Origin of the sequence: Aminiphilus sp., from assembly GCF_029975095.1 — a bacterium.
Classification (GTDB): Bacteria; Synergistota; Synergistia; order Synergistales; family Aminiphilaceae; genus Aminiphilus.
The window spans coordinates 1-11,924 of sequence record NZ_JARKPW010000133.1; the positions used below are offsets into that span (position 1 = coordinate 1).

At 60.2% G+C, this 11,924-nt stretch carries 10 protein-coding genes, 1 tRNA gene and 1 pseudogene; 7 read left to right on the plus strand and 5 right to left on the minus strand.

What is annotated here, in order from left to right:
* The 3 genes from Q1K49_RS08115 to Q1K49_RS08125 all read right to left on the minus strand — a co-directional run.
* On the minus strand, positions 1 to 826 hold an 826-nt coding region (locus Q1K49_RS08115), incomplete at its 3' end, for a DEAD/DEAH box helicase (protein ID WP_300524902.1).
* Positions 827 to 882: 56 nt separating this feature from the next.
* Entirely contained in the window at positions 883 to 1,671 is a 789-nt protein-coding gene (locus tag Q1K49_RS08120; RefSeq protein WP_300524903.1) for a M23 family metallopeptidase, read from the minus strand.
* 516 nt (positions 1,672 to 2,187) lie between these two features.
* Complete coding sequence (locus tag Q1K49_RS08125; RefSeq protein WP_300524905.1) at positions 2,188 to 2,991, minus strand: LmeA family phospholipid-binding protein; 804 nt, start codon at positions 2,989 to 2,991, stop codon at positions 2,188 to 2,190.
* Between the two features lie 179 nt (positions 2,992 to 3,170).
* Between Q1K49_RS08125 and Q1K49_RS08130 the strand changes: the two genes are divergently transcribed.
* The gene (locus Q1K49_RS08130; protein ID WP_300524906.1) at positions 3,171 to 4,529 is read left to right on the plus strand and encodes an FAD-dependent oxidoreductase; all 1,359 of its coding nucleotides are present in this window, start codon (positions 3,171 to 3,173) and stop codon (positions 4,527 to 4,529) included.
* 500 nt (positions 4,530 to 5,029) lie between these two features.
* On the opposite strand, the gene Q1K49_RS08135 is transcribed toward Q1K49_RS08130, so the two are convergent.
* Positions 5,030 to 5,107 (minus strand) — tRNA-Pro (locus tag Q1K49_RS08135).
* A 414-nt stretch (positions 5,108 to 5,521) separates the two neighbouring features.
* On the opposite strand from Q1K49_RS08135, the gene Q1K49_RS08140 reads away from it, so the two are divergent.
* Genes Q1K49_RS08140 through thiS form a run of 3 tightly spaced genes read left to right on the plus strand, consistent with a single transcriptional unit; the run spans position 5,522 to position 8,364 of the window.
* Positions 5,522 to 5,908: a 4Fe-4S binding protein gene (locus tag Q1K49_RS08140; RefSeq protein WP_300524908.1), complete on the plus strand. Its 387-nt coding sequence runs from the start codon at positions 5,522 to 5,524 to the stop codon at positions 5,906 to 5,908.
* Between the two features lie 35 nt (positions 5,909 to 5,943).
* Positions 5,944 to 8,124 (plus strand): aldehyde ferredoxin oxidoreductase C-terminal domain-containing protein, encoded by a 2,181-nt coding sequence (locus Q1K49_RS08145; protein WP_300524910.1) that lies wholly within the window; start codon positions 5,944 to 5,946, stop codon positions 8,122 to 8,124.
* 42 nt (positions 8,125 to 8,166) lie between these two features.
* Positions 8,167 to 8,364 carry a sulfur carrier protein ThiS gene (gene thiS, locus Q1K49_RS08150; RefSeq protein WP_300524912.1) on the plus strand — a complete coding sequence of 66 codons (198 nt, stop codon included), beginning with the start codon at positions 8,167 to 8,169 and terminating at the stop codon, positions 8,362 to 8,364.
* A 236-nt stretch (positions 8,365 to 8,600) separates the two neighbouring features.
* Here the strand turns inward: thiS and Q1K49_RS08155 are convergent, their stop codons facing one another.
* Positions 8,601 to 9,185 carry a hypothetical protein gene (locus tag Q1K49_RS08155; RefSeq protein WP_300524914.1) on the minus strand — a complete coding sequence of 195 codons (585 nt, stop codon included), beginning with the start codon at positions 9,183 to 9,185 and terminating at the stop codon, positions 8,601 to 8,603.
* A 281-nt stretch (positions 9,186 to 9,466) separates the two neighbouring features.
* Here Q1K49_RS08155 and Q1K49_RS08160 point away from each other — a divergent pair, with 281 nt between their 5' ends.
* The 3 genes and pseudogenes from Q1K49_RS08160 to Q1K49_RS08170 form a co-directional block, all read left to right on the plus strand.
* Positions 9,467 to 10,027 (plus strand): isochorismatase family protein, encoded by a 561-nt coding sequence (locus Q1K49_RS08160; RefSeq protein WP_300524915.1) that lies wholly within the window; start codon positions 9,467 to 9,469, stop codon positions 10,025 to 10,027.
* Positions 10,028 to 10,130: 103 nt separating this feature from the next.
* Complete coding sequence (locus Q1K49_RS08165; RefSeq protein ID WP_300524916.1) at positions 10,131 to 11,315, plus strand: aminotransferase class I/II-fold pyridoxal phosphate-dependent enzyme; 1,185 nt, start codon at positions 10,131 to 10,133, stop codon at positions 11,313 to 11,315.
* Between the two features lie 27 nt (positions 11,316 to 11,342).
* A pseudogene (locus Q1K49_RS08170) lies at positions 11,343 to 11,924 on the plus strand (NAD-dependent malic enzyme); the annotation flags it as partial.

Sequence of the window (11,924 nt, forward strand, 5' to 3'; positions counted from 1 at the left end):
AGCGGCGGATGCCCAACTGACGATTCACGAGCGGAGGGTTGTAGACCAGGACGTGTTTTTCTCCCCGGGGCGCCCCGTTCTCCGCAACGAGCGCCACGGGTTCTTCGAGAAGTGCCTCGGCGAGCTCGCCGGGGTTGCGGATTGTGGCGGAACAGCAGATGAACACCGGCTTCGAGCCGTAGAAAGCGCAAATCCGCTTCAGACGCCGCAGCGTGTTCGCCAGGTGGGATCCGAAGATGCCCCGGTAAGTGTGAAGCTCGTCGAGTACCACGTACCGGAGATTCTCGAAGAGCTTCACCCATTTCGTATGGTGAGGGAGGATACCCGTATGCAGCATGTCGGGATTGGTGATCACCACATGTCCCGCCGTGCGGATTTTCTGCCGCGCCGCCGAGGGCGTGTCCCCGTCGTAGGTGAAGGTGCGGATATCCGCACCGGTCTTCTCGATCAGAGCGTAGAGTTCCGCCATCTGGTCCTGACTCAGGGCCTTGGTGGGAAAGAGATAGAGCGCCCTCGCGGCGGGATCCTCAAGAATGCCCTGCACCACCGGAATCGTGTAGCACAGACTCTTTCCCGAGGCGGTGGGCGTCACCACCGCCACGTTCCTTCCGGAACGGGCGAGTTCCACCGCCCTCTGTTGATGGGTGAAGAGCGACGTCACGCCGCGCTCCGCGAGCGCCGCCACAAGACGCGGATCCAGGGGGCCGAACGGAACCGTCACGGCCTGCCGGGGAGGAAGCACTCGGTGGACCGCCACTTCCCCCGGAAGGTCTTTCTCCACCCAGCGCAACAGTTCTTCCAAGGTCTTCGTCCGTCGGGAAAGCATATGTCTCTCCTTGATCGCACCCCTGAAACCGAAGGTTCGCCGTCCTGCCGCCCGGCTCAGCGGCTCGGCAGAAAGTCCGCCGGATCCTTGACCTTTCCGTTCACGATGACGCGGAAATGCAGATGGAAACCCGTAGTACGCCCCGTCCGTCCCACGGTGGCGATCTTCTGCCCCTGGCGGACCGTATCGCCCTTGCGGACGAGAATCTCATGGCAGTGACTGTACGACGTGAGCACGCCGCCCCCATGATCGACGGTGACGGTTTTCCCATAACCACCATCGCTTCCCGTGCGAATGACCGTCCCGTCCCGGGCGGCGAGGATCGGCGTCCCCCGGGGAGAACGGATGTCCATGCCGTCGTGGAAATATTTCTTTCCGTTGCGCCCCCGGCGCCAGCCGAAGGGTGAGCTGACCTCGCCGCCGTCAAGGGGCCAGGCGTAGGCCATCCCCCGGCGCCGCTCCAGTTCCAGACCGGCGCGATCCACACCCCGGCTCGGAGCGAGAGGACGCAACACCGAGGGCGAAGGAAGCGTCGCCTCCCGGGGCAATCGAGAGGAAATCGCCCCTGCTGAAATGAGCCGCCCCTCCTCGTCCCGGCCGCTCCGGCCCTCGGCGCTGACGGACGTTTCTTCGCCGTCCGGGGCCTTGCGCCGCGAGCGAACCTCCGCCAGCGTCACGGGAATGTCCACCTGTGTTTTCGGAACGAGCACTAGGTCTCCCTCGCCGAGAGAGACGCCATCCGCCAGTTCGTTGGCGCGAAGAATCGCTCTGGCATCCACACCGTACCGGGCACCGAGGCTTTCCAGGCTGTCTCCGGAACAAACCTCGTGCTCGATCCAGGGCACTTCCGCCGCCTCCGCCGTCTCGGAAAAGGGGAGCACATCGGATCGGAAAAAGGAAACGGTACCATCAAAAAATTTCAAAGGCGAAAAGAAAGCACTTCCCAGCAGAACGCAGAGAAAAAGAGTACTCCGAAAAGGCCGTGCACAGCGTTCTTCGACGGAATATCCGTCTCCGACACCTCCGGTGTTTTTTACGAAATAGCGCGTTTTCAGGCTTCGCCTTCTCACACAGTACCGCCTCCCTTGTAAAAGAGTCCAAGAACTGCCGAACCGTTGTCGAAAACCCGACGAACAACACGCATCACCCAAAAGCTCCGCGCAAAATGTCACTCCACGTCACCAACCGTCCACGACGGTCGTTTCATCTTCGTAGACACCACAGAAAGGCATAGAGACAGCGCACACCGGCACATTTCGGTCTCCTCCCGTGGACGAAAAAGGCGAATTCTTTCCTATCATTCTCCGGGGGCCGGCGCCTCGATGTCCCGGCGGCACCCTCACCCTGGGCTTCGGGCTCTCCTATTCCCCGTAGGTGTAGACGATACCCTCGAAGCGCTGGGGCAAAACCCTCCCGGCGAGACGAACCTTCTCGTCGTCCATGACGAGCGTCTCCAGACGCACGGGAAAGAGAAAGCGCCCCAGGTCGAGAATGGGCTGAAGCTGCGCCACCGCCCTGTCGGCGAGGAAATCCGGCACATCCACCCGATTGAGCTTGAAACCGTACTCCTCAAGCCAGATCTGCTTCCCCTCGCGGATGCCCAGTTTTCCCCGAAGTTCGATGAGAATGTCCAGGGAGAAGAGAAACTTCACGTGGTAATATCCCCTTGCATAGAGCCCTTCAGAGCTGAAATCAAGGGACAGTTTCTTCCAGTTCGCGTCGTCCTCGCCGATCTGCTTTCTGATGAGATCGTCGTTGATGTCCTTTTCCGTGATGGCCGCCTCCGTATAGGCCATCAGGACACTCCGCACCTCGATGGGCGTCTCCGTCTCCCGGGTCCATTCCTCCACGGGGTTGCACTGCACATCCAGAGCCTCCACCCGCATGTACTCCACCCGTACGCCACCGATCCGGGGCCCCTGCATGTCGAGATAGAGGCGGCGGATTCTTCCCGTCGCATCCGGCTCCTCGTCGACGATCATGGTGAGTTTTTCCGGAGTGAGTTCTCTGAGAAAATTCTCGAAGAGGATTTTGGAGGCGGGACGAACTTCCGCCTCGGCGGAGATCCGGGGGGCTTCTTCGGCAAAGGCGGCTGCGGCACCCGCAAGCCCCAGGGCTGCCAGAACGAACAGCATGACGACGGTACGACTTCGTCCTCGGAACACGGACACTCCTCCTTCTGCACACGGCACGGGGGTGAAGCAAACCCTTGTCATTATACATGACGGAGACACCCTCTCCTCCGCCAAGATACCCACCTCGCTCCGAAATGACGTAGAATGGTTCCACCGTCTTTTCACCGGCACCGACCGGCGGAAGCGGACCCCGAGGGAGGTGCGTCTCCATGGCAAGACAGCGGCTCGTCGTGGTGGGAGGCGATGCTGCGGGCATGTCCGCGGCATCGCAGGTGCGGCGTCTGCGCAAGGATATGGACATCGTGGTCTTCGAACGGGGACCGCACACGTCCTATGCCGCGTGCGGCATTCCCTTCTACATCGGAGGCCTCGTCGCCGACGAGCGGCGTCTCATCGCGAGATCACCCAGGGAATTCCAGGAAGAGCACGACATCGACGCACGGGCGCTTACGGAGGTGGAAGCCCTTGACCTCGACCGCCGCACGGTGCGGTTTCGTTCCGTCCTCACCGGCGCCCCGGGTGAACTCGCTTTCGACGCCCTTCTCCTCGCCACGGGAACAGAAGCGATCCTTCCCGATGTCCCCGGCAAAGAAAACCGGGGCATCTTCGTCGTCAACACCCTCGAAAACGCCTTGCGCCTCAAGCGTTTTCTTGAGGAGACGCGTCCGCGGCGGGCGGTCGTCGTCGGAAGCGGCTACATCGGCCTGGAAATGGCCGAGGCGCTCCGATGTCACCTCGGGATGGAGGTAACAGTGGTGGAACGGGCACCCCAGGTCATGAAGACCCTGGATCCGGACATGGCGGATTCCGTGGCGAAAGCGCTGGAAAAGGCGGGAATACGCCTTTTTCTCGGAGAAGCGCTGACGGGGTTCGAAGCGGAGGGAACCCGCGTCGGCGCGGTGGTCACGGACCGACGGATCCTTCAGACCGACCTGGTGATCCTCGCCCTGGGAGTCCGCCCCAACTCGAAACTGGCCGCGGAAGCGGGCATTCCCCTCGGCGTGCGAAATGCCATCCGCGTCGACGAGCGGATGCGCACTCCCCTTCCAGGTATCTGGGCCGCGGGGGACTGCGCGGAAGTAAACCACCTCGTGAGCGCTCGCCCCACCCACGTCGCCCTGGGAACCATCGCGAACAAGACGGGGCGCGTGGCGGGCATCTCCATCGCCGGAGGCGACGCCGCCTTCCCCGGCACGGCAGGCACCGCCGTCTGCCGCATCTGCTCCTGCGAGATCGGACGCACGGGACTCACTGAAGAGGAGGCCGCCGAACTGGCTCTTTCCGTCGTGACAGCCACCATCTCGGCAGAGACGAAGGCCTCCTATTATCCGGACGCGGAGCCCGTGACGGTGAAACTCCTCGCGGAGAAGGGCACGGGAAGACTCCTCGGAGGACAGATCACAGGAGGAACCGGCGCGGCAAAACGTATCGACGTCGTGGCCACGGCGCTCTCCGCGGGATTGACCGTACAGGCTATGGTCGATCTCGACCTTGCCTACGCGCCCCCCTTCTCCCCCGTCTGGGATCCGGTCCAGGTGGCGGCACGACAGCTCGAAAAACTCGTGTGACCCTTTCCCCTGGAATTCTCCTTCGACACGGAAAAAGCACGCCGCCCCGAAACGGAAGAACATGGCGCTTTTCCTTCCTTAAGGAGCCTTTGAAGAAGGCGACGCCGGCTCCGCAGAGCGCCTCGCAGTGCCTGATGCGACCCGAGTCACGGAAAAGCGAAAAAAGATCTTTATTCAGAGCTTCCTTACTATGAAGAGGCGAGAGTCCGCGGCATGAGGCGGGGAAAAGAAGAGCGTTCACGGCATCGAACGAGACGGTGCAGGTGGACGCAAAAGAGGGAACGAATACGAGGCGCAATGTCCCCGGGATGGCTTTTCCACACACAACCCCGGAGACATCCGAACACAAGGCACCGTTGCGGCGAAGAGGGAAAAACGGTGCAAGAACCTTGTGAAAAACACAACAAGAGGAGAATTCCAACCGTCTCGCGGTGAAAATCCTCCCCTTGCGAAACCTTTTTCCGAGACGGCCACGCCGCTCTCGTTTCGTCGTCTCAACTTGGTCGGGGCGAGAGGATTTGAACCTCCGGCCTCCTAGTCCCGAACCAGGCGCGCTAGCCAGGCTGCGCTACGCCCCGAACCGGAGGCATTGTAACACCGAAGAACGCGGAGCGTCAATGATCCCCTGCGGGAACACCCTCCCGAGACGGCACAGCCCTGCTTCGGCACAACCTCTTCCCTCATGGTTTTTCTACGCTTCCGTCTTTTGGTCCCGGAAAAAAAAAGAGCGAACGTTCCCGTTGTGATGCACTTTTTCTCCCGAAACCCGTCGCCGCACGGAAACCACGAGAAAATCCGAACTACACAAAAAGACCGCTCCTTTTCTCGCAACGTTCACATACGTGCGGACGATCCCCCTTGTCTCTTGCGCCACGGCATGCAATCTTGTACTATGTAGGGAAGATTTTGCGGGGGAGTATGTTGCACACAGTGCGCACGCAGAGCAGAACGGACACGACCATTCGGAACGAAGTTTCAAAGGGGGGTTTCTTTTGCGGTGGCTGAAGACGTATGCGGAGAAATGCGTCAATTGCGGAGAGTGCATGAAGGTCTGTTCCACCACGTATTTCAAGAAGGATGATCCGAAGCTCGCCCGGATCAAAGTGACGGAGAAGGACGGGAAACAGCACCTCAACGCCTGCAATCAGTGCGGAACGTGCATTGCCGTCTGCCCCACGGAAGCGCTCTATCGCGACAAGAACGGCGTCGTCCAGGTGGACAAGAAGAAATGCACGTCCTGTCTCATGTGCGTCGGCTTCTGCCCGACCCTGAGCATGTTCTTCGAGGCGTCCGTCCAGACGGAACCGTTCAAGTGCATCGCCTGTGGTCTCTGCGCGAAGAAATGCCCCGCCGGAGCCCTCGAGCTGGTGAACGAGTGAGCGCTCGGGGATTGAAGAAGGAGGGACGCGGAAATATGGAAAAGATGAACCTTCTCAAGGAATGGTCCTACACCCCGACGCGAATCGATCGGGGATATACGCGCAAGACACTCTACCTCAACATCGGAACGCCGGAGATGCGCATCAAGGACGTCTCCGATGAGATGATCGCCAAATTCACGGGCGGACGCGGCTTCGACCTGAAACTCCTCTGGGACGCCGTCACGGAGGATACCAAGTGGAACGATCCGGAGAACGAATGGGTCGTGGCGGGCGGCCCCCTCTGCGGCATCACCCAGTATCCCGGATCGGGCAAGTCCTACTCGGCCTTTATTTCACCGCTGTCGGAGCAGAGCTACGACAGCAATGCCGGCGGTTATTTCGGTCCCCTGCTCAAGTTCTCCGGCTTCGACGCGCTCGAGATTCAAGGCAAGGCAGACCGGGACATCATCGTCTACATCGATGGCGACGAGGGAAAAATCCAGATCTTCGAATCCCCCCTCAAGGACGTCAACGCCTACACCGTCTGTGAGACGCTCCACGAGTACTTCGCCAAGGACGAGGCGGACAAGAGAAACATCTCCGTCCTTTGCATGGGCAAGGCCGCGGAGACGACCTTCCTCGGCTGCGTCAACGCCAGCTTCTACGACGTGCGGAGAAAGGCACCCCGTCTGAAACAGTACGGGCGCGGCGGCGGCGGCACGGTCCTCCGGGACAAGAAAGTCGCCGCCCTGGTCGTCAAATACAGCAACGTCAAAGGCACGGAGAACAATCCCGTGGACGTGAGCGTCCTCCAGAAGGCGGGCGTGAAGCTCCACAAGGAGATCCATGACTTCGACGCCGTCCAGTGCAAGATGCGCAGCATCGGTACCGCCCACCTGAACGAGATCATGGACGAATACCACCTCCTGCCCACGCACAACTTCAAATACGGACAGCATCCCGTTGATCCGGAAGGTAACCGCGCTCGGATCCATTCCGAGAAATACAAGGATCTCTTTACCCAGAACATGCCCGACGGATGCTGGTACGGTTGCTCCCTGGCCTGCGCGAAGGCCGTGGACGGCTTTGAGCTCAAGACCGGCCCCTTGAAGGGACAGAAGGTCATCGTGGACGGCCCGGAGTACGAGACCGCCGCAGGACTCGGCAGCAACATCGGCGTCTACGATCCGGAATGGACCGTGGAAGCGAATTTTTACGCCGACCATTACGCCATGGACACCATCTCCCTGGGGACCTCCCTCGCCTTTGTCTGCGAATGCTTCGAACTGGGGTTCCTTGACACGAAAAAGACCAACGGACTCGACCTTCACTTCGGCAACAAGGACGCTTTGATGGAGCTCCTTCACCGCATGGCCGAAGGCAAGGATGACTTCGCCCTCGCCGTCGGAAAAGGCACGCGCAAGATGAAGACCATCTTTGCCGAGAAATACGGCGCCCCCAGAGAGACCATGGAGAAAATCGCCATGGAAGGGCAGGGTATCGAGACCTCCCAGTACATGTGCAAAGAATCCATCGCCCAGTGGGGAGGATACTTCCTGACTCTCAAGGGACCGCAGCATGACGAGGCGTGGCTCATCTTCATGGACATGGTCAACAAGCAACTTCCCACCTTCGAGGACAAGGCCGAGGCGCTCCATTACTTCCCCAACTTCCGCACCTGGTTCTCCCTGGCGGGTCTCTGTAAGCTCCCCTGGAACGACATCGAACCCGCGGACAACCACACCAAATACAAGCCTCAGGAAGCGGCCCGCGTTCCCGAGCACGTGCAGAACTACGTGGACATTTTCAACGCCGTCACGGGCCAGAGCATCACGAAGGAAGACCTCATCTCCATGTCCGAGCGGGTCTACAACTTCCAGCGCCTCTTCCAGGTCCGCATGCAAAAGGGGAATGCCGTGCACAATATTCCCGATCGCGCTCTCGCGCCGGTCTTCCCGGACGAATGGGACGCCCGTAAGGAGTATCACGACGCCAAGCTCCTTGAGGAGACGGGTATCGACCCCAAGGGACTCTCCACGGAAGAGAAGATCAAAAAACTTCAGGAACACCGCCGAGGCGTGTGGCAGGTGCTGAAAGACACGGTCTACAAACGGCGCGGCTGGAACAGAAAGGGGATCCCCACGCTGGCGAAACTCAAGGAACTCGGCATGGATCTGCCTGAGCTCGTCGCCATCGTGGAGAAATACAGCACCCCCGAGGACGACTACCGCTGAGCCGGTGTTCTTCACGGAAAAAGCGAGGAGAGTGAGCCCCCGATGATCACCGTGAACGGAGACGCTTTCCCCTGGCGCCCGCATTTGACGGTACAGGATGTCATTACGGAAAAGCGGTTTACGTTCCCCATGCTCGCCGTGTGGATCGACGACGTACCGGTCCCGAGGGATCGCTTCGCCGAGACGCTTGTCCAGGACGGATCCAGAGTACAGATCATTCACATGATCAGCGGAGGGTGATTTCTGCCGCGTAAAAACTCTGCGATTACTGAGGTTCCCTTCGGGGAACCTCTTTTTTGTGCTCCCGGAGCCGTTTTTGAGCCGTTCCGGCGTTTTCCGGAACTCCGGCGACCACGGAAAGGGCGAAGGGGGGCTCGCAGCCCCCGTTCGCCCTTTCCGTTGTCGGCCTCTCGCAATGCACCGTTCTCACGAAAACGGAACACGCCAGATCGCAATCCCGAGCAGAGCCGCCCCCGTCAGGAAGCCGCGTCCTCTCCGGTCGTTCCTCGGGAATGATTCCGGGGGGAACGCCCTTCTCCCCGCCAAGGGAAATATCCTTTTTCCCGGACCGTACCGCCCAGGGGAATCTCGGTCCATCCCCAGGGCGTCACCAGAAGGAAACGGACGTGAATGCCCATTTCGTACAGCACCGTCACGTGCTGGAGATAGCGAAGCGCATCCCCGACGATCCAGTTATCGCAGACCACCCAGACACGCTTGCAGGCATCCCTGGCGAAAAGAGCCGCGTGGTCGACGGCGATGCGGAGCCCCTCGTCCACGTCGATCGGCCCGATGGCGATCACCACCGCTTCGGACCGCTTCTGGTGCGCCGGTGCGGGAAGCAGATCCGCATAGGCACTCACCCATTCGAGCTGCCCCATGAGGTTTTCCGGATCCCCCTGAAAACGCCGTTCCCCGAGCCCCGTAAAGTCGTCCTCGTTGGGAACGATCTCCTGGCTGGACAGGACGGCGACCATCCAATCCTGTACCTGATCCAGCATCGTGGCAATGTATTCGGGATGCCCCTCCTCCATGGCGCGGAGCACATCGCCGACAGTCATTTTCTCCCTGTCATCTTCCTTTTCGGAACGATTGCGGAGCATATTCCTCACCTCCCACCACTGAGCCGATAACAGCCCGAAAGAGCATAACACAGGAATTCGGACAGCGCCACCGCACCGAACAGCGAAATGCGCGCCGGAAATCCGCACATTTTCGGATTTCTTTGGGCAAAACAACGCGATCGAATCTATACTATAATGGAACGCATTCTCGGAGGAAGACGACACCTTCGAGCATTCGAGGGGATACTCCCCCTCGCCGTCAAGGAGGGATTTCAACCGTGAAGCCGCGTATATTCACTCCCGAAAAAACCATGTTCCTTCTCATCGACGTACAGGAGAAACTCTTCCCTGCCATCGCGAACGGCGAGGCGCTCCGCGGAAACCTTCATCGCCTCGCCGAGGCGATGAAGCACCTGTCCATTCCCACACTCCTCACCGAGCAATACACGAAAGGATTGGGAGACACTCTTCCGGCGCTGAAGGCCATCGTCACCTCCACCACCTCTCACCGCACCTTCGAGAAAACCAGTTTCTCCTGCTGCGGTGAAGAAGGGTTCCTGGAGCTGCTGGACTCGATGAACCGCCCCCAAATCGTGCTCTGCGGCATCGAGACCCATATTTGCGTTCTTTCCACCACCATGGGACTCCTGGAGCGGGGGTTCGATGTGGCCGTCGCCGCGGACGCGACGGGGAGCAGAAATCCCGAGCATCACCAGCTCGCGCTCGATGCGATGCGCCAGTGCGGCGCCCTCGTCGTCCCCGTGGAGACCATCGTCTACCAACTCGTGGGTAAATCCGGGACAGACCTGTTCAAGCGGATCCTGCCTCTGTTCAAGTGATCTCCGCAGTGCGGAGGTCGTCGCAACACCACACGAACACGCAGACACGCCAAAAACGCAACGGCGCGACACAACCCAGAAAAGAGAAAGCGAGAGAGCGGAAATGACCTACATCGCACAACGAGCCCGGCAAGGGAACGAAGGCGTCTTCAGCATGATCAACAGGTGCTGCTCGGAAAAAAGAGCGCGGAACGAAACGGTGATCAATCTCGGCGAGGGCAGTCCGAACAGAGCGCCGGCCCCGCCGATCCTTCAGGAAATCGTGGCTGCCTGCCGGCAGGACGAAACCTACCGCTACCCTTTCATTCTCGCCGATCTTCCGAAAGCCGTCAGCGCTTGGTACGCCGAACGGTTCGGCGTGGACGTCGATCCCTGCCGGGAGGTCCTTCCCCTCTGGGGAACCCAGGAGGGCCTCGCCCATCTGCCGCTTGCCCTCATGGAGCACGGCGATTCCTGCATTCTTCCGGACCCGGGATATCCCATCTACCACTATCTGCCCACCCTCGTGGATGGAACGGGACACGCTCTTCCTCTCCGGAAAGAGCGGGGATTTCTTCCCGACTTTACCGACATCGCCTCCGATGTCGCTCGGAATGCACGGTTTCTGCTGCTCAATTTTCCAAACAACCCCCTCGGCGTCGTCGCTCCTCTGGAGATCCTGGAAGAGGCCGTGGCGTTCTGCAGAGCCCATGACATCGTCCTGGTCTACGACAACGCCTACAGCGAACTCACCTTCGACGGAGAGAGGGCACCGAGCGTCCTGCAAGTCCCCGGGGCGAAGGACGTTGCCGTGGAATTCAACTCCATGTCCAAAACGTTCAACCTCGCGGGGATCCGCCTCGGCTATATTCTCGGCAACGCCGATGTGGTCCGCGCACTGGCCCGACTCAAGGGGAACATGGACTTCGGACTTTTCCATCCCACCCAGCGTGCGGCCATCTGCGCCCTCACCCATCCCGACAGGGACGCCATCATCGCCGGCGTCCGGGCCATGTACCAGGAGCGGAGAAATGCCTTCGTAGAGAGTGCCGCTTCCCTGGGATGGGACGTTCCGCCTCCCCGGGGAAGCATGTTCATCTGGACGAACGTTCCCGAAGGAGGTGACGATGTGGCATTCTCCCGTTTCTGCATCGAGCGGGCAGGTGTCGCGATCGTTCCCGGCAGTGCCTTCGGGCCGAACGGAAAGGGATTCATCCGCATCGCCCTGACCCAGGAAGTCCCCGTCCTAAAGCAGGCCGCCCGACAGATCGGCCAGGTCCTTGCGGAGTGGCGATCTGCACAAGAATGAAAAGTACGTCCAAAAGGAGGATCACTCATGCCCCTCGACCGCATGCGCTCTCTGGAATTGCACAGAAAAGCCCGTGGAAAGATCAAGATCTATCCTACGGTGAATATTCATTCGGAAGAAGACCTGGCCCTCGCCTACGTGCCGGGAAGCGTCGCCCCCGCACTGGCGATCCAGGAAAACGTCGAGAAATGCTTTGAATACACCGGAAAAGGAAACCGTGTGGCCGTCATCTCCGACGGCACGGCCATCCTCGGCCTCGGCGACGTGGGCCCCGAAGCGGGCATGCCCGTCATCGAGGGGAAATGTCTGCTCTTCAAGCTTTTCGGCGACGTGAACGCCATCCCGCTCTGCGTCAACTCTCCCAGAAACGCGGAGGATATCGTCCACCTGGCCATGATGCTCGCCCCGAATTTCGGAGGAATCAACATCGAGGACATCTCCAGTCCGAATACGTTCACCGTGGTCCGGGAACTGCAGAACCGGCTCGACATTCCCGTCTTCTGCGATGACCAGCAGGGAACAGCCGTGGTGGTCCTCGCAGGGCTGTGGAACGCTCTGGAGATCGTCGACAAAAGACTGTCCGAGATCTCCATCGTCATCTGCGGTTCC

Bases quoted from the DNA above. Each gene is read 5' to 3' on its own strand.
- Q1K49_RS08145 (WP_300524910.1), top strand. From the start codon at position 5,944: ATGGAAAAGATGAACCTTCTCAAGGAATGGTCCTACACCCCGACGCGA.
- Q1K49_RS08130 (WP_300524906.1), top strand. From the start codon at position 3,171: ATGGCAAGACAGCGGCTCGTCGTGGTGGGAGGCGATGCTGCGGGCATG.
- Q1K49_RS08165 (WP_300524916.1), top strand. From the start codon at position 10,131: ATGACCTACATCGCACAACGAGCCCGGCAAGGGAACGAAGGCGTCTTC.
- thiS (WP_300524912.1), top strand. From the start codon at position 8,167: ATGATCACCGTGAACGGAGACGCTTTCCCCTGGCGCCCGCATTTGACG.
- Q1K49_RS08155 (WP_300524914.1), bottom strand. From the start codon at position 9,185: ATGACTGTCGGCGATGTGCTCCGCGCCATGGAGGAGGGGCATCCCGAA.